Genomic DNA, 20,868 nt, shown 5'->3' with positions numbered 1-20,868 from the left:
GACCCGGCGGTCACGCCAGCCGCCACACCTGCACCCCCGGCCCGTCACCCGGCAGCCGCAGCCCGCCGGGCTCCACGCCCAGCGCCGCCCCGCCGTGCAGGTTCTCCGGCTGCTCCCCCGCCGCCAGCAGGTGCCCCGGCAGCAGCGCCCCGCCCCACGGCGCCCGCGCCGCGAGCACCAGCACCCGCTCCTCGGCGGTCTCCCGCAGGTACGCGATCGCGTCGTCCCGGACGAGCACCCAGCGCAGGCCGCCCTCGCGGAGCGCGCGGGACGACCGGCGCAGCGCGATCAGCGACCGGTAGGCGTCGAACAGCCCGGCGTCCCACGCGGGCCCGCCGCCGGCGTCGATCTGCGCCCACGGCATCGGGACGCGCGAGTTCTCGCCGTTGCGCCCGACCAGCCCGCCCTCGTCGCCCGCGAACAGCACGGGCGTGCCGGGGTAGGTCATCAGCAGGCCGACGCCGACCTCGACCAGGTCGCGCGAGCCCGCGATCGTCCGGAACCGCGCGGTGTCGTGCGAGCCGAGCAGGTTCCACTGGTGGGTGGTCACGCTCCACGGCACGGCCGCGCCGAACTCGCGCATGGCCGCCACGGCCGCGGTGCCGGGCCGGCGCGGGATCCCGACGGGCAGCTCGACGTACCGCAGGCCCGCCGCCGCCTCGGACGCCGGGTCGGTGAGCCAGGTCCACACCGGCCGGGTGAACGCCGAGTAGTTCATCGTGCCGTGCCAGCCGCCGGCGGCCCGGAGGTCGGCGCCGGCGTCGTGGAAGTGCTCCGCGATCAGGACGGCGTCCGGGTTGATCTCGGCCATGGCCGCGCGCATCCGCTCGGCGACCTCGTGCGTCAGGTCGTCCGCGCCCTGCCGGCCGGTCATGTTCGCGACGTCCACCCGCCAGCCGTCCATGCCGAACGGCTGGGACAGGTAGCGGCCGACGATCGACGACGGCCCGCCGAACATCCGCGCGGCCAGCGCGGGCGCGTGGTGGTCGAGCTTCGGCAGCGAGGCGTGACCCAGCCAGCCGACGTAGCCGGGCTCGGCATCCTGCCAGTAGTAGAAGGAGCGCTCCTCCGACGCCGGGTCCCCGAGCGCCCGCCGGAACCAGTCGTGCGCGTCGCCGGTGTGGTTGGTCGTGAGGTCGCCGACCAGCCGCATCCCGCGGCCGTGCAGCGCCCGGGACAGCGAGGCGAACGCGTCGTCGCCGCCCAGGACCGGGTCCACGTGGTCGAAGGTGCGCGCGTCGTAGCGGTGGTTCGACCGGCCGGGGAACACCGGGGTCAGGTACAGGGTGTCGACGCCGAGCCGCTGCAGGTGGTCGAGCCGCTGCTCGATGCCGCCGAGGTCGCCGCCGTACAGCTGCGTCCCGGTGCCCGGCCCGCCGCCGATGGGCTCGTCGCCCCACGCCGCGGGCAGCGCCCAGTCGGGCAGGTCGCCCTCGGGCGGGCCGTCGTGCCGGCCCGAAGACCGCGCGAACCGGTCCGGGAACACCTGGTAGACCACGGCGTCCCGCGCCCAGTCCGGCCCCGGCGGCGTGGTCGAGAGCCGGAAGTCGGAGGTGTCCGGCACGTCCCGGGCGATCGTGCCCTCGCCGTTCAGCCACTCCTGGCCGCCGGGGCGCCCCGGACCGGCCAGCAGGAACCGGTACGACGTCACCGGGTTCGTCACCGGCACGTCGGCGGTGAACCAGCGCTCGTGGGCGTCGCCGCCGTCGGCCCGCGCCGGGTACACCCGGGGCTCGCCGTCCTCGACGACCCGGAGCCACACCTCGGGGTCCCGCCCGGCACCGGCGGGCACCCGCACCCGGACGGGCACCACGTCGCCGAGCGACGGCGTCCCACCCGGGACGTAGAGGGCGGAGCCGTCGTGGTGGGCGCCGAGCGGCACCGGGACGGTGTCGGACGCGGCGGGGCCGGCGGCGTGCCGGCCCCGCGTCGTCGGGTCGGACAAGCGCCTCAGCCCTTCACCGAGCCGGCGGTCAGACCACCGACGATGTACTTCTGCAGGAACAGGAACAGCAGCACGACCGGGATCGCGGCGAGCACGGCGCCGGCGGCGAAGATGCCCCAGCGCGCGTTCCGCTCGTCGGACGCCCAGTTGTACAGGCCGAGCGCGAGCGTGAACCGCTCGGGCCGCTGCAGCACGACCTTGGCGATGATGAACTCGCCGTAGGACGAGATGAACGACAGCAGGCCGACGACGGCGAGGATCGGCGCCACCAGGCGCAGGATGATCGTCCAGAAGATCTGCGCGTGGGACGCGCCGTCGATCTTGGCGGCCTCGTCGATCTCACGCGGGACGGTGTTGAAGAACCCGTACATGAGGAACGTGTTCACGCCGAGCGCGCCGCCGAGGTAGACGCAGATCAGGCCGAGCTGGGTGTTGAGCCCGATGGCCGGGAACACCTCGGACAGCGACAGCAGCACCAGGAACAGGGCCACGAACGCGAGCATCTGCGGGAACATCTGCACCAGCAGCAGCGTCGTCAGGCCCGAGCGGCGGCCGCGGAACCGGAACCGCGAGAACGCGTAGGCCGCGGCGGCGCCCATGAGCACGGTGCCGACGGCGGTCGCGGTGGACACCACGAGCGAGTTGACGGCCCAGTTGTAGTAGCCGCGCGAGCCCAGCTCGGTGTAGTTCTCGAGGCTGAACGTGCGGAACAGCTGGTTCGAGCCCGTGAGCGTGCCGCCCGGGTTGAGCGACGCGGACAGGACGTACAGCAGCGGCAGCAGGCAGATCGCGATCATCACGACGCCGACGACGTGCCGCCAGCCGATCTCGGACCACCAGCGGCGGCCGCGCACGGCGGTGTGCAGCTCGGGCGAGCGGGCCATCTCAGATCTCCTCGAGGGTGCGGGTGCGACGGAAGCCGAGGTAGGAGATGACCCCGACGATCAGGAAGATGACGATCGACAGCGCGCTGGCGACGCCGTACTGCTTGACCCCGGACTCGAAGGCCACGGAGTAGACCATCGAGATGAGGATGTCCGTGTGGCCCACGACGTACGGGGTGCCCACGAAGTTGGGGCCGCCGCCGGTCAGCATGTAGATCAGCGAGAAGTTGTTGAAGTTGAAGGCGAAGCTCGAGATCAGCAGCGGCGCGACCGACACCATCAGCAGCGGCAGCGTGAGCGACCGGAAGATCCGCCAGCGGCCGGCGCCGTCGATCCGCGCGGCCTCCGTCATGTCGTGCGGGATGGACTGCAGCGCGCCCGTGCAGATGAGGAACATGTACGGGAAGCCGAGCCACAGGTTCACGCCGATGATCGCGGCCTTCGCCAGCCACGGGTCGCTGAGCCACGGGATCGACGCCCCGCCGAGCAGCACCTCGTTGATGAGGCCGAACCGCTCGTTCAGCATGCCGCGCCACACCAGGGCCGACAGGAAGCCGGGGAACGCGTACGGGAGGATCAGCAGCGAGCGGTAGACCTTCCTGCCGCGCACCCGGGGCTCGTTGAACGTGATCGCGAGGAACAGGCCGAGCGCGAACGTCGTCACCACGGACAGGAACGCGAACGCGAACGTCCAGACGAAGATCTGCGCGAACGGCCCGGCCATCCGGGAGTCGGTGACCATCGCGGTGAAGTTGTCGAAGCCGACGCCGACCCGCCAGCCCGGGGTCAGCCGCTGGCCGTCCTCGGAGACGAAGTTGCCGCCCTCGCCGGGCGTGTAGACGGTGCCGGTCTCGGCGTCGGTGAACGTGTCGCTCGCCGCGTCGTACTCGAGCGTCGACTGGAAGACGTAGCCGGTCGAGCCGTCCTGGGTGCGGACCGAGCCGTCGGCGGGGTCGTCGGAGAACGGCACCCGCAGCGAGGTGATGGCCTCCTGGTCGGCGGCGACCTGCGCGAAGCCGAGCACCTCCCAGCCGGGGACCTCGGTGATGCGGCCGGACTCGACGGTGGCGTCGACATCCTCGAACGGCTGATCGGCGGTGCCGACCTGGGCGTCGCCGTCCTCGGTCACGACCGCGAAGCCGAGCTCGTCGCCGTTCTGCACGACCGTGAGCGGCAGCGCGGGCGAGCCCTCGACGCGGCGCTCGTTCTGAGCGGCGATCTGCGTGATCGCGTCGGCCTTGGTCGAGTTGTGCCCGTCGCCGTAGTTCGTGAACGCGACGTAGCCGGTGTAGGCCATCGCGAACAGCTGGTAGACGACCAGGAACACCAGGCCGGGCACCAGGTACTTCGCCGGCAGCATCCGGCGGGAGAAGTAGGCCCAGTTCGCGACGGCCAGCGCCACGACCAGGAACGCGAGGATCCCCCACTGGGACACGGCCCAGGCGGACAGGATCCCGTACACGCCGAGCGCGTCGACCGTGCCGATGAGGATCAGCTTGGCGATGAAGCCCGGGGAGAAGGAGCGGGCGTGCGACGTGGTGCCGCGGGGCACGCGCCGGCGGCGGGGCTGGCGTGCGGTCCCGGGGTCGTCGGGCGCGACCTCCTGGACGGTCGACTGGTCGGTCATGCGGGTGCCTCCGGGCGGCGCGGCGGTGCTGGTGCTGCGGATGGGGGTGGGACGAGCGGCGCGACCGCCGGGGCGCCTCGTGGGCACCCCGGCGGTCGCGGAGGAGGTCAGCCGTCGATGGCGTCCTGGATGTTCTGGACCATCGCGTCCCACGCGCCGGCCGGGTCGGCCGTCTGGCCGCCGACGATCTGCGCCTCGGTCGCGCCCCAGAAGGACCACACCGAGCTCATCGCGGGGATGGCGGGCATCGGCGCGCCGGTGGCACCCGCCTCGTTGAAGCCCTGGAGGACCGGGTCGTCGACCTTGTCCGCCGAGGCGGTCAGCGCCGGCAGGCGGCCGCCGGCCTCGTACAGCGCGTCCTGCGCGTCCTCGGTGGTCAGGTAGTTGACCACGAACTCGTTGGCGAGGACCGGGTTGGCCGACTTCGCCGAGATGAACACGCCCTGCACGCCCACGAACGGCTGCGCGGGCTGGCCGCCGGCCGAGGGGACCGGGAGGACCGAGATGTCCATGCCGGCCTCCTCGAACGCCGAGGTGTTCCACGGGCCGGTGACGATGTACGGCGCCTGGCCGTCGAGGAACGCCTGCTTGGCCTTGTCGCCGTCGACCGACAGGTCGAGGACCTTCTCCTGGCCGAGCTTGGCGAGGTACTGCGCGTACGCGTGGCCGGCGTCGCCGCCCAGCGCCAGGGTGTCGGTGTAGGAGCCGTCCGCGGCCTGCTCGAACACCGGGGCGCCGAACGAGGTCTGCAGCGGGTACAGGTGGTACGGGTCGGACTCCTCGCCCTGCTGGATCAGCACGGAGAAGTCGGTGCCCGCGGTCTGGGCCTGCGCGACGAGCTCGTCGAACGTGGTGGCCGGGGTGTCGGCCAGCAGCGCGTTGTTGCGCACCAGCGCGATGTTCTCGATCGAGATCGGCACGCCGTAGGTCTGGCCGTCGTAGGCCATGGCCTGGACCGCGGAGTCGGCGAACGCGTCGGCCTTGTCGCCGAGCTCGATCGGCGCGACCACGCCGTTGTTGACCCACTCGCCGAGGCCGTCGTGGGCCGAGACGATGATGTCCGGGCCCTCGCCGGTCGGGACCTGGGTCACGAAGTCGGGGCCGATGTCGCCCGTGGCCTTCTGGACCAGGTCGACCTCGACGCCGGACTCCTCGGTGAAGGCCTCGACGACAGGGCGCATGGAGTCGATGCGGGTGTCGTCGACCCACATCGTCAGGGTGCCCTCGGCGCCGGAGTCGGCGGCGGGGCTGTCGGAGGTGGCGTCGGACGGCGAGTCCGAGCTCGAGCAGGCCGCGAGGGCGAGCGCGAGGACGGCCGTCGTGGCGAGGGCGGGGATGCTCCGTCGCATCAGGGTGTCTCCCAGCGTCAGAAGGGGCGGTGCGAGCAGACCCCGGCACCGCCGGCGCTGGCTCGATGACCCGGACGGTAATCAACGTCCGGGCCTCGTTGCAAGCCGTTACGGTAACTTTCAGGCATCGGTTACAGTGCTCTCCGACCCGAGGGGACGAAGCTGCCCCGATCGGATGACGACAACGACGACGAGGAGGCGACGGTGCCCTCTACGCTCGCGACCGTGCGCACACGCCTCACCGACCTGGCCGAGCAGGCCGGCGTCTCCACCGCGACCGTCTCGCGGGTCCTCAACGGCAAGCCCGGCGTCTCCTCGCAGGCGAGGCAGGCCGTGCTGGCCGCCCTCGACGTGCTGGGCTACGAGCGGCCCGAGAAGCTCCGCACCCGTCCCGCGGGCCTCGTCGGCCTCGTCGTGCCCGAGCTGTCGAACCCGGTGTTCCCGGCGATGGCGCAGGCGATGGAGTCCATGCTGACCCAGCGCGGGTACACCCCGCTGCTCTGCGCGCAGCAGCCGGGCGGCACCACCGAGGACCAGTACGTCGAGATCCTGCTCGACCACGACGTGGCCGGGATCCTGTTCGTCTCGGGCCTGCACGCGGACACGCAGGCGTCGGTGGAGCGCTACCACGCGCTGCGCGGGCGCGGGCTGCCGATCGTGCTCGTCAACGGCCGGGCCGAGGCGGTCGACGCCCCGAGCATCGCGACCGACGACTCCGTCGCGATCGAGCTGTCCGTGCGGCACCTGGTCGCGCTCGGCCACCGGCGCATCGGCCTCGCGATCGGCCCCGAGCGGTTCGTGCCGGCCGCCCGCAAGCGGCAGGCGTTCGCGGACCAGCTCCGCGCGCAGCTCGGCGTCGAGGACGCCGCGCCGCACGTCAACACCACCCTGTTCACGGTCGAGGGCGGCGCCACCGCGGCGCACGAGCTCATCGACTCGGGCCACACCGCGATCATCTGCGGGTCCGACCTCATGGCCCTCGGCGTGATCCGCGCCGCGCGGTCCCGCGGCCTGCGCGTCCCGGAGGACGTGTCGGTCGTCGGCTTCGACGACTCGCCGCTGATCGGCTTCACCGACCCGCCGCTGACGACGGTGCGCCAGCCCGTCCAGGCGATGGGCCAGGCCGCCGTCTCCGCGCTCATGGCGGAGATCAACGGCACCCCCACGTCGCGCACCGAGCTCCTGTTCCACCCGGAGCTCATCGTGCGCGGCTCCACCAGCTCTGCACCCGCTTCTCCCGGAGGACCAGCGTGACCCAGCTCGACCAGCAGCCGATCTCCCGCCCCGCCCCGGAGGTGGTGCACGAGCCCGGCCCCGTCGACGGCCCGTGGTGGCGGGACGCGGTCATCTACCAGGTGTACCCGCGGTCCTTCGCGGACGCGGACGGCGACGGCATCGGGGACCTGCCGGGCATCACCGCGCGGCTGGACCACCTGGCGGCGCTGGGCGTGGACGCCGTCTGGCTGTCCCCGTTCTACAAGTCCCCCCAGGCGGACGCGGGCTACGACGTCGCCGACTACCGCGACGTCGACCCGCTGTTCGGCACGCTCGCCGACTTCGACGCCCTGCTCGGCCGCGCGCACGAGCTGGGCCTGAAGGTCGTCGTCGACCTGGTCCCGAACCACTCCTCCGACGAGCACGTGTGGTTCCAGGAGGCACTCAAGACGCCGCCCGGCTCCCCCGAGCGCGCGCGGTACCTCTTCCGCGAGGGCCGGGGCGTCGACGGCACCGAGCCGCCGAACAACTGGGGCTCCATCTTCGGCGGCCCGGCCTGGACCCGGCTCACCCCGGAGCAGCACGGCGTCGACGACGGCCAGTGGTACCTGCACCTGTTCGACTCCAAGCAGCCCGACCTCGACTGGTCGAACCCCGAGGTCCGCCGCGAGTTCGAGGACGTGCTGCGGTTCTGGCTGGACCGCGGGGTCGACGGGTTCCGGGTCGACGTCGCGCACGGCATGGTCAAGGCCGAGGGGCTGCCCGACTGGGACGGCCACGTGTCGATGATCGAGGGGGCCGACGACAGCGACGCCGTCTCCGGGTCCGGCAACCAGGGCCCGATGTTCGACCAGGACGGCGTGCACGAGATCTACCGCGCGTGGCGCAAGGTCCTCGACGAGTACGACGGCGACCGCATGCTCGTCGCCGAGGCCTGGGTCGAGCCGCTCAGCCGGCTGGCCCGGTACGTCCGCCCGGACGAGATGCACCAGGCGTTCAACTTCGCGTTCCTGGCCACCGGCTGGGACGCCCCCGCGCTGAAGAAGGTCATCGCCGCGTCCTACCAGGTCAACGACACGGTCGGCGCGCCCACCACCTGGGTGATGTCGAACCACGACGTCGTCCGGCACGCCTCCCGCCTGGGCCTCGCCGACCCGTCGTCCCGCCCGAACGGGATCGGCGCCGAGGACGAGCAGCCCGACGCCGAGCTCGGCCTGCGCCGCGCCCGCGCCGCGTCGCTGCTCATGCTCGGCCTGCCGGGCTCCGCGTACGTCTACCAGGGCGAGGAGCTCGGCCTGCCCGAGCACACCGCGCTCGCCGACGAGGTCCGCGAGGACCCGGCCTTCTTCCGCACCCAGGGCGCCGAGAAGGGCCGCGACGGCTGCCGCGTCCCGCTGCCCTGGGAGGCCGACGCGCCGGGCTTCGGCTACTCGCCGAACGGGAAGACGTGGCTGCCGCAGCCCGCGGAGTGGGCCGCGTTCGCCGCCGACGCGCAGGACGGCGTCGAGGGCTCGACGCTCGAGCTGTACCGCGCCGCGCTGCGCCTGCGCCGGGCCGAGAAGCTCGGCCTCGGCGGGGCGTCCTGGGAGCCGGAGTTCCAGGACGACGAGGACGTCATCGCCGTGCGCAACGGCTCGGTCGTCGTCGTCGCGAACCTGGGCTCCTCCCCGGTCGCGCTGCCCGCCGGTGCTGAGGTGCTGCTGGCCTCCGGCCTGCCGGGCGACGCCCCGGTCGGCGCCGAGCTGCCCGGCGACACCACCGTCTGGCTCCGGGCCCGCTGACCCGATGACGCACCCCGACGGGGCCGTCCCCACGCACGGGGGCGGCCCCGTCGTCGTCGCGGGGCCCGCCTCCTGGAACACCCTGGTCCGCCTCGACGCGCTGCCCGAGGCGCGGTCGCAGACGCTGTTCGCCTCCGGGCACCACGACGGGCTCGGCGGGACGTCCGCGGGCAAGGCCGTCACGCTCGCGGCGCTCGGGGTCGACGTGCGGCTGCGGACCGTGCTGGGCGCGGACGCGCTCGGCGACCTGGTGCGGGGCGCGCTGGCGCACCCGCGGATCGCGCTCGACGCGGTGCCGGCACGGGACGGGCGGACCGAGCGGCACGTCAACCTCATGGCGGCGGACGGCGGGCGGGTGTCGGTGTACCTGACGCTGCCGTCGCCGGGCGGGCCCGTGGACGCGACGGCGGGGCTCGCCGGGGCTCGGGCCGCCGTCGTCGACCTCGCGGAGCTGTCGGTCCCGGTGCTGGCCGCCGCGCGGGAGGCCGGGGTGCCGGTCTGGTGCGACGTGCACGACGACGACGGGGTGGCGGCGTTCCAGCGACCGTTCGCCGACGGGGCCGACGTGCTGCTGGTGTCCGAGGCGCGGCTCGCGGACCCGGTGGCGTACCTGCGGGCGCGGGTCGCCGGTGGGGCGCGCCTGGCGGTCTGCACCCGCGGCGCGCGCGGGGCGCTGGCGCTGGACGCGGGCGGGTTGTGGGAGGTCGGCGCGGCGGGGGCCGGGGAGATCGTCGACACGAACGGCGCGGGCGACGCGTTCCTCGCGGGCCTGCTCGCGGCGACTCTGGACGGCCGACCGACGCCGGAGGCCCTGGCGTGGGCGTCCGCGGCGGGCGCCCTGGCGGTCGGGACGGAGTCCCTGGGCGCCCCGCACGCGACCCGGGACGCGGTGGCGGGGCTGGCGGGGCGGGTGCGGGTCAGCCGCCGCTGACGCTCAGCTCCGCCTCGGCCAGGCCGCGGCGGAAGTCCTCCGAGAGGTCCCGGCTGTCCAGCCAGCCGTCCGGGAGGTGCGGGCGCTTCGGGCTCCCGGCGCGGCCGCGCTGACCCTCGGCGGCCTCGCCCGGGTACGGCTGGTCGAGGTCGAGCGCCGCGAGCCGGTCGTCCAGCTCCGCGAGGCTCGACACCAGGCCGAGCGCCGCGCGCTGCTCGCCGCCGACCACGTAGCCCTTCCAGTACCAGGCCATGTGCTTGCGGAGCTCGCGCAGCGCCTTGCCCTCGTCGCCGAACGCCTCGACCATCAGCTCGGCGTGCCGGCGGATGACCTGCGCGACGTACCGGGCGCCCGGCGTGATCCGCTCGGACGAGCCCGCGAACGCGGCCGCGAGGTCGGCGAACAGCCACGGCCGCCCCTGGCAGCCGCGCCCCACGACGACGCCGTCGCAACCGGTCTCCCGGACCATGCGCACCGCGTCCTCGGCGGACCAGATGTCGCCGTTGCCGAGCACGGGGATGTCGGTGACGGTCTCCTTGAGCCGCGCGATCGCCGACCATTCCGCGGTGCCGGAGTAGTACTGCTCGGCGGTGCGGGCGTGCAGCGCGACCGCGGCGACGCCGAGGTCCTGCGCGACCAGGCCGGCCTCGAGGTAGGTCAGGTGGTCGTCGTCGATGCCCTTGCGCATCTTGACCGTGACCGGCACCCCGTACGGCCGCGCGGCGTCGACGGCCGCCTTCAGGATCGACTCGAACAGCTCGCGCTTCCACGGCAGCGCGGAGCCGCCACCGCGCCGGGTGACCTTGGGCACCGGGCAGCCGAAGTTGAGGTCGACGTGGTCGGCGCGGTCCTCGGACGCGATGAGGTGCACGGCGGCGCCCACCGTCGCCGGGTCGACGCCGTAGACCTGCACGGAGCGCGGCTTCTCGTCGGGGGCGTGCGAGATGATCCGCATCGACTCCTCGCCGCGCTCGACCAGCGCCCGCGAGGTCACCATCTCCGCCACGTACAGCCCGGCGCCCGACTCGCGGCACAGCCGGCGGAACGCCGCGTTCGTCACGCCGGCCATGGGCGCGAGCACCACGGGCGTGTCGATCGTGAGCGGTCCGATGCGCAGCGGCGGGAGCACGTGCCCCTCGGCCGCGGGGGCGGCCGGGTCGACGGCGGAGGGAGCGGTCATGCCTCGATTGTCCCCCACGACGCGCGCGGACCTCGCGTCGGGGACGGGCACCGGGCCGTGGCGTCACCGCGGCGGGACCCGGCCGCACCGGGCAGAATCGCCCCCGTGCCCTCCCCCGCCGCCCTGCGCACCCGCCGTGTCATCGCCGCGATCCTGCTGCCGCTCGTGCTGGCCGCCGCCGTCGGCATGGCGCTGACCTGGCCGCACGGCGAGCCGTCGACCGCCCGGCAGATCAGCGACGTCGCGATCGACTACCCGACGGCGACCGTCACCGGCACCTCGGTCGAGCAGTGCCAGGGCACCGTCGAGGACCGGCTGCCCGACGGCACGATCCCCGACGAGGTGGCCTGCCTCCGGGTGCACGCCACCGTCACGAGCGGGCCGGAGCAGGGGCGCGACGTCCAGGTGTGGGCCACGGCGTCCACCACCGCCGACCAGGTGCCGGCCGGCACCCGCATCCTGGTCGAGCACTACCCGGCGACCGGCTCCGACGACGAGGTCTGGGCCTGGCACGACTACGACCGGACGCTCCCGCTGGTGTCGATCGCGCTCGTGTTCGCGCTCGCGATCATCCTGGTGGCCCGCGGCCGCGGGCTGCGCGCGCTGGTCGGCCTGCTCATCGCGTTCGCGGTCATCGGCGTGTACGTGCTGCCGGCGCTGGTCCGCGGGGAAAACCCGGTGGTCGTGGCGCTGAGCGCGTCGACGCTGATCATGGCCGTCGTGCTGTACCTCGCCCACGGGCTGTCGCTGCGGACGTCGGCCGCGCTGCTCGGCACGCTGGCCGGCCTCGCGGCGACCACGGGGCTCGGCATCCTCGGCGCGGAGTGGGCGCGGCTGTCCGGCGTGAGCAGCGAGGACTCCTACCGGCTGGCGCAGCTGCTGGGCGAGAGCGGGGCGACCTCCCTGCGCGGGCTGTTCCTGTGCGGCCTCGTGCTGGCCGGCCTCGGCGTGCTCAACGACGTGACGATCACCCAGGCCTCGGCGGTGTGGGAGCTGCGCGCCGTCTCCCCCGCCGCGTCGCGCGGCGAGCTGTTCCGCGGCGGCATGCGGATCGGCCGGGACCACATCGCGTCGACCGTGTACACGATCGCGTTCGCCTACACCGGGGCCGCGCTGCCGGTGCTGCTGCTGCTCGAGCTGTACGGGCTGCCGCTCGGCCCGACGCTGACCTCCGGGGAGTTCGCCGAGGAGATCGTGCGGACCATGGTGTCGTCGATCGGCCTGGTGCTGGCGATCCCCCTGACCACCGGCATCGCCGCGCTGGTGGTCACCCGCGCGGGCGCGGCCCCCGCCCGGCACGCGGCGGCGGACACCCACGCCCACGCCCACGTCCACGCGGTCACGGCCGCTGACGCCCCGGACCCGCTCCACCCGCCGAAGTAGGACCGCCCGCGCGAGGTAGGGCCGCAGACGGTCCTACCTCGCCGCGGAGGTCCTACCTCGACGTCAGGTGGCGGAGCCGCGCGCGCCGGCGCGCGCCGGGAAGAGCATGCGGGCCAGGAGGAGGAAGTACAGCGGGACCGCCGCGGCCAGGGCGAGCCACGACCACGCCAGCCCGACCGTCATCGTCAGCACCACGAACGCCAGGACCGCGACGAGCCCGAGCGCCGCGGAGTAGATCCCGAACCGCGCGGCCGCCTCCGGCTCCCGCGTGAACCGGTCCTGCCCCACGGCCTGCCGCCCGAGCTCGACGGTCCACGGCTTGTGCCGGTTGGTCTGCGTCACGCCGAGGACCACGAACCCGAGCACGCCGGCGACGAGCAGCACCCCCGCCGCGACCGCGAGCCAGACGCGGCCGAGGTCGGCCGCGAACAGCCCGCCGAGCCCGAGCGCCGTCACCACGGCCGCGCTCGCGGCGCCGAAGCCCAGCGCGCGCCCGCCCGGCAGCAGGTAGTTCTGCGTCGTCTCCTGGCGCAGCGCGTCGGCGACGACGACCCCGGCCGCGAGCCCGGCGACCACGGCGAGCGCCGCGCCCGCCCCGGCCGACCACGCCAGCACCCCGGTCGCGACCAGCGCGACCAGAGCCGCCGCACCCGCCAGCACGACGGCGGCGAGCGTGACCCGCACGACGAACGCGGGCTGCGGCCGGACCCGGTGCGCGGACAGCAGCGCGGCGTGGCCCGCGTCGTCCGCCGGGGCGTCGGACACCGCGGCGACGACGTCGCTCAGGTCGCCGATCTCGGCCAGGGCCGTGCGGGCCGCCTCCGCGGGGGCCGCGCCGGCGGCCTCGAGGTCGGCGGCGCGGGCCATGAGGCTGGCGCGCACCTCCTCCTTGAGATCCTGCGCCTCGGCGGAGGCCGGCGCCGCGGCGAACGCGCGGTCCAGCGCGCGGTGGATGCTCGTGTCGACGGTGGTGCTCATCGCGGGCCCTCCTCGAGGTCCAGGAGCGTGTTGATGATCTGCTGGGTGGCGCGCCAGTCGGCCACGTTGCGGCGGTACACGGCGCGGCCGGCGTCGGTGATCCGGTAGTACTTGCGCCGTCCGCCCTGGGACTCGTCGCCCCAGTAGGCCTCGACGAGGCCGTCGCGGGCGAGCCGCCGGAACGAGGCGTACAGCGTCGCCTCCTTGATCTCGTGCTGACCGCCGGTGGCGTCGCGGATCGCCTTGTAGACCTCGAAGCCGTACCGGTCGGTGCGGCGCAGCACCCCGAGCACGATCGTGTCGGTGTGCCCTCGCAGCAGGTCGGCGGCGAACGCGTCCGACCCCGCGGCCGAGCGATCGAGTGCCTGTGTCATGTCGAGTACCGTAACAGATCAACTACTAGCACCACCAGAGTTATCGTCCAGGACCACATCCAGCGAGATGGCAGCTCTCGGCTGTGACCGGGGCGCCTCGCACAGCCGAGAGCTGCCGTCTCGGCGAAGAGCGGGCGCGGGCCGGGAGGGCCAGGTCAGGCCGTCGGGGTCAGGCCGTCGGAGTCAGGCCGTCGGGGTCAGGCCGTCGGAGTCAGGCCGTCGGGGTCAGGCCGTCGGGGTCAGGCCGTCGGAGTCAGGCCGTCGGAGTCAGGCCGTCGGGGCGGCGGCGGTGTCCTGGTCGCTCGCCGGCTCCCCAGCCACCGCCGGGGCCGGGGCCAGGGCCGCCGCGATCGCGGTCGTCAGCGGGATCGCGAGCACCAGGCCGATCGAGCCGACGAGCGTCCGCACGACCTCCTCCGCGATCTCCCCGGACGTCAGCGTGTCGAGCAGCGTGCGGTCGGACATCGCCACGAGCAGGATCAGCGGCAGCGCCGCCCCGAGGTACGCGAACGCCACGGTGTAGACGGTCGACGCGATGTGGTCCCGCCCGATCCGCATGCCGCCGCGGAACAGGTCCCGCCGGGAGGCGGCCGGCGACAGCGCGCGGATCTCCCACACCGCCGACACCTGCGTGATGGTCACGTCGTTGAGCACACCGAGCCCGGCCAGCACGATGCCGCACAGCAGGATCCCCTGGAGGTCCGCCAGCGGGGCGTTGGCGCGCAGGTCGAGCGCGTACTCGCCGCTCAGGAAGGTGAGGTGCGTGGCCCCGGTGGCCCAGGCGGCGAGCGCGCCCGTCGCCAGCAGCCCGCCGAGGGTCCCGAGCAGCGCGGTCGACGTCCGGATCGACACCCCGTGCGCGAGGTACAGCAGCACGAACATGAGCGCCGATGCCGTCACGAGGGCGATCGGCAGCGGCGGGCCGCCCGTCAGCAGCGCGGGCACCGTGAACCACAGCACCCCGCCGACCGACACCACCAGGCCGGCCAGCGCGCCCAGCCCGCGCAGCCGCGCCACCGCCAGCACCAGGACGCCCATGACGGCGGCGAGCAGGGCCATCGGCGGCCCGCGCACCAGGTCGACGAACACGTAGGGCGCCGCACCCCCGGCCTGCGGGAGCGTGAGCACGCGGATCCGGTCGCCCGCCTCGATCACGTCGAGGTACTCGGGGGCGACCTGCACGGTGATCGACTCGCCGTCGTCGGTCTCCGCGAGCAGCGCCGGCCCGGTCTCCGCGTCCGCGAGGAGGTCGACGTCGGTGGCGGTCACCTCGACGTACGACGACCCGTCGGGCGTGGTCTGCAGCGTCGGCGCGTCCTCGCGGGGCCAGAGCGCCACGAGGCCGGCCACGGTCGCCAGCAGCGCGACGCCGAGCAGCACGACGACGACGGCGCGGGCCCGCCGCCCGACAGTGACGTCGGCGGGACCCGCGCCGTGCGCGTGGCCGTGCTCCAGGCCCAGGGGTCAGGCCCCGACGAGCCGCTGCGCGAGGTAGCCGGTCACCTGGTCGAGCGCGACCCGCTCCTGGGTCATGTCGTCACGGTGCCGGATCGTCACGGCCTGGTCCTCGAGGGTGTCGAAGTCGACCGTGATGCAGAACGGCGTGCCGATCTCGTCCTGGCGGCGGTACCGGCGGCCGATGGCGCCGGCGTCGTCGAAGTCGACGTTCCACGACTTCCGGAGCTCCGCGGCGAGGTCGCGCGCCTTGGGCGACAGGGCCTCGTTGCGGGACAGCGGCAGCACGGCGGCCTTGACCGGCGCGAGGCGCGGGTCGAGCTTCAGCACGGTGCGCTTGTCGACGCCGCCCTTGGCGTTCGGCGCCTCGTCCTCGGCGTAGGACTCGATGAGGAACGCCATCAGCGACCGGGTCAGGCCGGCGGCCGGCTCGATGACGTACGGCACCCAGCGCTCGTCCTTGGTCTGGTCGAAGTACGACAGGTCCTGGCCGGAGTGCTTGCTGTGCGTCGACAGGTCGAAGTCGGTGCGGTTCGCGATGCCCTCGAGCTCGCCCCACTCGGAGCCGCTGAAGCCGAACTTGTACTCGATGTCGACGGTGCGCTTCGAGTAGTGCGACAGCTTCTCGGCCGGGTGCTCGTAGTGCCGCAGGTTCTCCCGGGAGATGCCCAGGTCCACGTACCAGTCGGTCCGCTGGTCGATCCAGTACTGGTGCCAGGTCTCGTCGGTGCCGGGCTCGACGAAGAACTCCATCTCCATCTGCTCGAACTCGCGGGTCCGGAAGATGAAGTTGCCGGGGGTGATCTCGTTGCGGAACGACTTGCCGATCTGGCCGATGCCGAACGGCGGCTTCTTGCGGGCCGTGGTCAGCACGTTGGCGAAGTTCACGAAGATGCCCTGGGCGGTCTCGGGCCGCAGGTAGTGCAGGCCGGACTCGTCCTCGACCGGGCCGAGGTACGTCTTCAGCATCATGTTGAAGTCGCGGGGCTCGGTCCACTGGCCGCGGGTGCCGCAGTTCGGGCAGGCGATGTCGGCGAGGCCGTTCTCGGGCGCGCGGCCCTTCTTCTCCTCGTACTCCTCGAGCATGTGGTCCTCGCGGAACCGCTTGTGGCAGTGCAGGCACTCCGTCAGCGGGTCGGTGAACACGCCGACGTGGCCCGAGGCGACCCACACCTGGCGGGGCAGGATCACGGCGGAGTCGAGGCCGACGACGTCGTCGCGCGACTGCACGACCGTGCGCCACCACTGCTTCTTGATGTTCTCCTTGAGCTCGACGCCGAGGGGCCCGTAGTCCCACGCGGAGCGGGAACCGCCGTAGATCTCGCCGCTCTGGAAGACGAAGCCGCGCCGCTTGGCGAGGGAGACGACGGAGTCGAGACGGGACGGTGCTGCCACGGTGAGTGCTCCTGGTGCCGGGGTCCTGCGCGCCTGGGTGGCGCGGAGGGAGGGATCGTCCGACAGGCTACCGGGCCGCGACCTCCCGTGACCGGCGGCGCCGCACCGCGGACGGACAGGCGGCCTCGCGGTTTTGACACTCGTTCTCAACAGTCCGATGATGGAGGCATGCCCCGTCGTCGCACCCTGCCCCTCGCCGTGTCCGCGGGGGTCGTCCTCGCCCTGTCCGCTTGCTCCTCCCCGGGCTCGGGCGGCTCCGGCGACGGCGACGGCATCGCGGTGCTGGCCTCGTTCTACCCGCTGCAGTACGTGGCGGAGCAGGTCGGCGGCGACCTCGTGCAGGTCGACACGCTGACGCCCCCCGGGGCCGAGCCGCACGACCTCGAGCTCTCCCCCGCCCAGGTGGACGAGGTGGGCCGCGCCGACCTGGTCGTGTACCTGTCGGAGTTCCAGGCCGCCGTGGACGACGCGGTGGACGCCAACCCGCCGGCGCACGTCGTGGACGCGGCGCAGGACACCGAGCTGCACGCCGCCGAGCACGGCGAGGACGGAGCGGACGGGGCCGACAGCGAGCACGCCGAGGACGACGGCCACGACCACGGCTCCCTCGACCCGCACTTCTGGCTCGACCCGACCCGCCTGCCGTCCGTCGCCGACGACGTCGCCGCGCAGCTCGCCGAGATCGACCCCGACCACGCCGACGAGTTCCAGGCCAACGCCGAGGCGTTCGCCCAGCAGATGGCCGACCTCGACGCCGAGTACACCACCGGACTGGCGTCGTGCGAGAGCCGCACGATCGTCACCACGCACGAGGCGTTCTCCTACCTGGCCGAGCGGTACGACCTGGAGCAGGTCGGGATCTCCGGCGTCGACCCCGAGGGCGAGCCGTCGCCGGCGCGCCTGGCCGAGGTCGGGAAGGTCGTGCAGGACGAGGGCGTGTCCACGATCTTCTTCGAGACGCTGGCCAGCCCGAAGGTCGCCGAGACGCTCGCCGACGAGCTGGGCGTCGACACCGCGGTGCTCGACCCGCTGGAGGGCCTGACGGACGACACGCAGGACTACGTCTCGGTCGCCCGGGCCAACCTCGAGACGCTCCGTACGGCACTCTCGTGCTCGTGACCGACACCACCGCGCCCGAGCCGGCCGTCCTCGCCACCGGGGTCGACGTCGTCCTCGGCGGGCACCAGATCCTGCAGGGGGTCGACCTGCGGGTCGAGCGCGGCGAGGTCGTCGCCCTGCTCGGCGCGAACGGCTCCGGGAAGTCCACCCTGGTCCGCGCCCTGCTCGGCATCGCGCCGCGCACCGCGGGCGAGGTCCGGCTCCTCGGTGGCGCGCTCGGTGACGGCGTGCCGTGGGAGCGGGTCGGCTACGTCCCGCAGCGGCTGCCCGCCGGCGGCGGCGTCCCGGCGACCGCGCTCGAGGTCGTGATGTCCGGCCTGGTGCACGGCCGCACGCTCCGTCCGCCGCGCGACGCCCGGAAGCGGGCGCTCGCCGCGCTGGAGGAGGTCGGCATGGCCCGGCACGCGCGCCGCTCGGTGCTCCAGATGTCCGGCGGCCAGCAGCAGCGGGTGCTCATCGCCCGCGCGCTGGTCCGGCAGCCCGACCTGCTGGTGCTCGACGAGCCGACCTCCGGGATCGACCTCCCGACCCAGGAGACGTTCGTCGCCACGGTCCGCCGGCTGCACGAGCAGGGCGGCACCGTCCTGGTGATCCTGCACGAGCTGGGCTCGTTCGCGGGCCTGATCGACCGCGCGGTCGCGCTGCGGCACGGCCGGGTCGTCTACGACGGCCCGCCGCCGACCCCGCGCGGCGAGCACGCCGGCCCCGAGCACGAGCACACCCACCCGCACGCCGACCCGCCCCCGCCGGACCCGGGCACCGGGCTGTCCATGGAGGTCCTGCCGTGACGTGGTTCGAGACGCTCGGGGCGATGCTGTCGTCCCCGCTGATGCAGCGCGCGCTGATCGCCGCCGTGCTGGTCGGCGCCGCCGCGCCCGTGGTCGGCACGTTCCTCGTGCAGCGCCGGCTCGCGCTGATGGGCGACGGGCTCGGCCACGTCGCGCTCACCGGCGTCGCGCTCGGCTGGCTGGTCGGCACCTGGGCCGGCCTGGTCCCCCAGGACGCGCTCGCGATCCCGGGCGCCGTGGTCGCCGCGCTGATCGGCTCGGTCGCGATCGAGTGGGTGCGCGCCCGCGGCCGCACCTCCGGCGACCTGGCGCTGGCGCTGATGTTCTACGGCGGCATCGCCGGCGGCGTGCTGCTGATCAAGCTCGCCGGCGGCACGAACGCCAACCTGGTGTCCTACCTGTTCGGCTCGATCTCGACCGTGTCGACCGGCGACCTGTGGTGGACCGCGGGGCTCGCCGTGGGCGTGCTGCTCGTCGGGCTCGGCCTGCGGCACGTGCTGTTCGCCGTGAGCCACGACGAGGAGTTCGCCCGCGGCTCGGGCCTGCCGGTGACCGCGCTCAACATGGTGGTCGCCGCGATGTCGGCGCTCACGGTGACGATCGCGATGCGCGTCGTCGGGCTGCTGCTGGTGAGCGCGCTGATGATCGTCCCGGTGGCGGTCGCGCAGCTCGTGGCCGGCTCGTTCACCCGGGTCATGGCCCTGGCGTCGGGCATCGGCGTCGCGGTCAGCGTCGTCGGGCTGTCGATCACCTACTGGGAGGACATCCCGCCGGGCGCGACGATCGTGCTGCTCGCGATAGGGCTGTACGCGGTCGCCGCGGTCACGCGGCCGCTGCTGGCGCGGCGCGGCGACGAGGCCCCGCACGACCCGCACCCGGAGCTCCCGGACGACGTGGAGCTCCCCGCGGCCCGCTGACGGCGCCGCCGGAGCCGGTCCGGTGGAGCGTTCTGCCCGACACGCCCCGGCGTGCCGGGCAGAACGCTCCACTCGACACCACTCACGGGCGAGGTGTCAGGCCGGCTGCTGCGCGTCCTGGACCACGCGCGCGACGTGCAGCGCCAGGTACGCGACCTCGTCCGGGGTGAGCGACGCCTGGAGCCGGACCTCGACGAGCCGCGCGAGCCGGTCGGCCGTGTCGACCGCCTCCGGGTAGGTCGCGCGGATCGCGTCACCCACGGCCGAGTGCTTCGCATCGTCGAGCTGCCGGCGCTGGTGCACCCGCACGAACAGGTACCGCAAGTGGGTCACGAACCGCCCGACGCTCACCCCGCCCGCCTCGAGCGCGACCCCGTGCGCGCCGGCGACGACGTCGAGGAACTGCTGGATCAGCCCGGTCATCGTGTAGCTGAAGGCGAGGTCGCCGGTCGCGAACCCGGCGTTGACCAGGTGCAGCGCCAGGCCGACGGCCTCGGTCGGCGGCAGCGGCGTCCGCACCCGCGCGTTGATCGCGTCGAGCAGCAGCAGGGCCTGCGCGTGCTCGTCGGCGTACAGGTTGGTGACCTCGGCCAGCAGCGGGTACTCGACCGCCTGCCCCGCCTCGGCCCGCGCCAGCGCGAAGCTGACGTGGTCCGCCATCGCGACGACCAGCGCCGGGCGGGCGGCGACCGCCTGGAGACCGACCTCGGCCAGCGCGTCCCCCACCAGCTGGACGTGCTCCGGCGGGATGCCGGCGAGCAGCCCCGCCAGGTGGTCCGGGTCGCGGCCGTCGTCGGGGCGGAACACGCGGACGATCCGCTCCGGGTCCGCCGCGTCGCCCGGCCGCGCCTGGAAGCCCAGGCCGCGGCCGGTGAGGATCACCTCGGAGCCGTCGTCGTCGCGCGCGAGGACCAGGTTGTTGTTGAACACGCGGAGGATGTCCACGTCGCTCCTCGCCGGTGGCTCGGGGTTCGGGGTGCGTCGCTCCGCGGGGCCGCGCCGCCGGCACGGCCCCCGCGGGGACGGTCAGGGCTCGACGTCGACGACGACCGCGCCCCGGGCGACGGTACCGGCCGGCCGCGGCTCGACGCGCGCGAGCGCCCGGGCGTTGACGACCGTGACGAGCGTCGTGGTGTCGTAACCCGCCTCGCGGACGACGCCGAGGTCCACGGTGACCAGCCGGTCCCCCGCCGCCACGTGCTCGCCCTTGCGGACGGCGACCTCGAAGCCGGTGCCCGCCAGCTTCACCGTGTCGATGCCGACGTGCACGAGCACCTCGACGCCGTCGGCGGTCTTCAGCCCGAACGCGTGCCCGGTGTCGGCGACCGTGAGCAGCTCGCCGGCGACCGGGGCCACGACCACGCCGTCCGCCGGGACCACGCCGACGCCCTCGCCGAGCGCCTTCGACGCGAACACCGGGTCGTCGACCTCGGCGAGCGGGACGACCTCGCCGGCCACGGGCGCCAGGACGGCGGTCGTGGGCGCGGCCGGGGCGGCGGGCGCGGCCCTGTCTCTTCTCCACATCTGACGCTGCCGACGAAGGCCGT

General features: G+C 74.0%; 18 protein-coding genes. 7 read left to right on the top strand and 11 right to left on the bottom strand.

Annotated features, from left to right (window positions below; genetic code table 11):
• Positions 1 to 10: 10 nt before the first annotated feature.
• From AC3WUG_RS12845 to AC3WUG_RS12830, 4 genes are all read right to left on the bottom strand, one after another.
• On the bottom strand, positions 11 to 1,945 hold the full coding sequence (locus AC3WUG_RS12845; protein ID WP_492328019.1) for a glycoside hydrolase family 13 protein: 1,935 nt from the start codon (positions 1,943 to 1,945) through the stop codon (positions 11 to 13).
• Between the two features lie 5 nt (positions 1,946 to 1,950).
• The gene (locus tag AC3WUG_RS12840) at positions 1,951 to 2,829 is read right to left on the bottom strand and encodes a sugar ABC transporter permease (RefSeq protein ID WP_147793907.1); all 879 of its coding nucleotides are present in this window, start codon (positions 2,827 to 2,829) and stop codon (positions 1,951 to 1,953) included.
• Between the two features lies 1 nt (position 2,830).
• On the bottom strand, positions 2,831 to 4,456 hold the full coding sequence (locus tag AC3WUG_RS12835) for an ABC transporter permease subunit (protein WP_492328018.1): 1,626 nt from the start codon (positions 4,454 to 4,456) through the stop codon (positions 2,831 to 2,833).
• 107 nt (positions 4,457 to 4,563) lie between these two features.
• On the bottom strand, positions 4,564 to 5,805 hold the full coding sequence (locus AC3WUG_RS12830; protein ID WP_492328017.1) for a sugar ABC transporter substrate-binding protein: 1,242 nt from the start codon (positions 5,803 to 5,805) through the stop codon (positions 4,564 to 4,566).
• Between the two features lie 225 nt (positions 5,806 to 6,030).
• Here AC3WUG_RS12830 and AC3WUG_RS12825 point away from each other — a divergent pair, with 225 nt between their 5' ends.
• The 3 genes from AC3WUG_RS12825 to AC3WUG_RS12815 are packed head-to-tail and all read left to right on the top strand — an operon-like array spanning position 6,031 to position 9,732.
• Positions 6,031 to 7,059 carry a LacI family DNA-binding transcriptional regulator gene (locus tag AC3WUG_RS12825; RefSeq protein WP_492328016.1) on the top strand — a complete coding sequence of 343 codons (1,029 nt, stop codon included), beginning with the start codon at positions 6,031 to 6,033 and terminating at the stop codon, positions 7,057 to 7,059.
• Positions 7,056 to 8,801: a glycoside hydrolase family 13 protein gene (locus AC3WUG_RS12820; protein ID WP_492328015.1), complete on the top strand. Its 1,746-nt coding sequence runs from the start codon at positions 7,056 to 7,058 to the stop codon at positions 8,799 to 8,801. Before AC3WUG_RS12825 ends, AC3WUG_RS12820 begins: the two co-directional genes overlap by 4 nt.
• A 4-nt stretch (positions 8,802 to 8,805) precedes the next feature.
• Entirely contained in the window at positions 8,806 to 9,732 is a 927-nt protein-coding gene (locus tag AC3WUG_RS12815) for a carbohydrate kinase family protein (protein WP_492328014.1), read from the top strand.
• Here the strand turns inward: AC3WUG_RS12815 and dusB are convergent.
• Positions 9,719 to 10,912 carry a tRNA dihydrouridine synthase DusB gene (gene dusB / locus AC3WUG_RS12810; protein WP_492328013.1) on the bottom strand — a complete coding sequence of 398 codons (1,194 nt, stop codon included), beginning with the start codon at positions 10,910 to 10,912 and terminating at the stop codon, positions 9,719 to 9,721. The genes AC3WUG_RS12815 and dusB overlap by 14 nt on opposite strands.
• A gap of 105 nt (positions 10,913 to 11,017) precedes the next feature.
• Between dusB and AC3WUG_RS12805 the strand changes: the two genes are divergently transcribed.
• A complete protein-coding gene (locus AC3WUG_RS12805; RefSeq protein WP_492328012.1) occupies positions 11,018 to 12,295 on the top strand; it encodes a YibE/F family protein in 1,278 nt (425 codons plus the stop codon).
• 63 nt (positions 12,296 to 12,358) lie between these two features.
• Here the strand turns inward: AC3WUG_RS12805 and AC3WUG_RS12800 are convergent, their stop codons facing one another.
• The 4 genes from AC3WUG_RS12800 to AC3WUG_RS12785 form a co-directional block, all read right to left on the bottom strand.
• Entirely contained in the window at positions 12,359 to 13,273 is a 915-nt protein-coding gene (locus tag AC3WUG_RS12800) for a permease prefix domain 1-containing protein (protein WP_492328011.1), read from the bottom strand.
• Positions 13,270 to 13,647: a PadR family transcriptional regulator gene (locus AC3WUG_RS12795; RefSeq protein WP_492328010.1), complete on the bottom strand. Its 378-nt coding sequence runs from the start codon at positions 13,645 to 13,647 to the stop codon at positions 13,270 to 13,272. Before AC3WUG_RS12795 ends, AC3WUG_RS12800 begins: the two co-directional genes overlap by 4 nt.
• Before the next feature lie 267 nt (positions 13,648 to 13,914).
• Positions 13,915 to 15,027: a YibE/F family protein gene (locus AC3WUG_RS12790; protein ID WP_492328009.1), complete on the bottom strand. Its 1,113-nt coding sequence runs from the start codon at positions 15,025 to 15,027 to the stop codon at positions 13,915 to 13,917.
• An 84-nt stretch (positions 15,028 to 15,111) separates the two neighbouring features.
• The gene (locus AC3WUG_RS12785; RefSeq protein ID WP_147793914.1) at positions 15,112 to 16,497 is read right to left on the bottom strand and encodes a glycine--tRNA ligase; all 1,386 of its coding nucleotides are present in this window, start codon (positions 16,495 to 16,497) and stop codon (positions 15,112 to 15,114) included.
• 168 nt (positions 16,498 to 16,665) lie between these two features.
• Between AC3WUG_RS12785 and AC3WUG_RS12780 the strand changes: the two genes are divergently transcribed.
• The 3 genes from AC3WUG_RS12780 to AC3WUG_RS12770 are packed head-to-tail and all read left to right on the top strand — an operon-like array spanning position 16,666 to position 19,321.
• Complete coding sequence (locus AC3WUG_RS12780; protein WP_492328008.1) at positions 16,666 to 17,616, top strand: metal ABC transporter substrate-binding protein; 951 nt, start codon at positions 16,666 to 16,668, stop codon at positions 17,614 to 17,616.
• Positions 17,613 to 18,404: a metal ABC transporter ATP-binding protein gene (locus AC3WUG_RS12775; RefSeq protein WP_492328007.1), complete on the top strand. Its 792-nt coding sequence runs from the start codon at positions 17,613 to 17,615 to the stop codon at positions 18,402 to 18,404. Before AC3WUG_RS12780 ends, AC3WUG_RS12775 begins: the two co-directional genes overlap by 4 nt.
• A 23-nt stretch (positions 18,405 to 18,427) precedes the next feature.
• Positions 18,428 to 19,321, top strand: a complete 894-nt coding sequence (locus tag AC3WUG_RS12770) for a metal ABC transporter permease (protein WP_218706896.1) — start codon at positions 18,428 to 18,430, stop codon at positions 19,319 to 19,321.
• A gap of 96 nt (positions 19,322 to 19,417) precedes the next feature.
• Here AC3WUG_RS12770 and AC3WUG_RS12765 read toward each other — a convergent pair whose 3' ends face one another.
• Positions 19,418 to 20,266 (bottom strand): PRD domain-containing protein, encoded by an 849-nt coding sequence (locus AC3WUG_RS12765; RefSeq protein ID WP_492328006.1) that lies wholly within the window; start codon positions 20,264 to 20,266, stop codon positions 19,418 to 19,420.
• A gap of 81 nt (positions 20,267 to 20,347) precedes the next feature.
• The coding region (locus tag AC3WUG_RS12760) for a PTS sugar transporter subunit IIA (RefSeq protein WP_492328005.1) at positions 20,348 to 20,868 on the bottom strand (521 nt) is incomplete at its 5' end.

This window comes from Cellulomonas sp. EB106-03-03-XG116, from assembly GCF_058792015.1.
The sequence above is the reverse complement of the archived record's forward strand: the minus strand, read 5'-3'. Positions and strand labels throughout refer to the sequence as shown.

Bases quoted from the DNA above. Each gene is read 5' to 3' on its own strand.
- AC3WUG_RS12840 (WP_147793907.1), bottom strand. From the start codon at position 2,829: ATGGCCCGCTCGCCCGAGCTGCACACCGCCGTGCGCGGCCGCCGCTGG.
- AC3WUG_RS12835 (WP_492328018.1), bottom strand. From the start codon at position 4,456: ATGACCGACCAGTCGACCGTCCAGGAGGTCGCGCCCGACGACCCCGGG.
- AC3WUG_RS12830 (WP_492328017.1), bottom strand. From the start codon at position 5,805: ATGCGACGGAGCATCCCCGCCCTCGCCACGACGGCCGTCCTCGCGCTC.
- AC3WUG_RS12815 (WP_492328014.1), top strand. From the start codon at position 8,806: ATGACGCACCCCGACGGGGCCGTCCCCACGCACGGGGGCGGCCCCGTC.
- dusB (WP_492328013.1), bottom strand. From the start codon at position 10,912: ATGACCGCTCCCTCCGCCGTCGACCCGGCCGCCCCCGCGGCCGAGGGG.
- AC3WUG_RS12800 (WP_492328011.1), bottom strand. From the start codon at position 13,273: ATGAGCACCACCGTCGACACGAGCATCCACCGCGCGCTGGACCGCGCG.
- AC3WUG_RS12795 (WP_492328010.1), bottom strand. From the start codon at position 13,647: ATGACACAGGCACTCGATCGCTCGGCCGCGGGGTCGGACGCGTTCGCC.
- AC3WUG_RS12780 (WP_492328008.1), top strand. From the start codon at position 16,666: ATGCCCCGTCGTCGCACCCTGCCCCTCGCCGTGTCCGCGGGGGTCGTC.
- AC3WUG_RS12770 (WP_218706896.1), top strand. From the start codon at position 18,428: ATGCTGTCGTCCCCGCTGATGCAGCGCGCGCTGATCGCCGCCGTGCTG.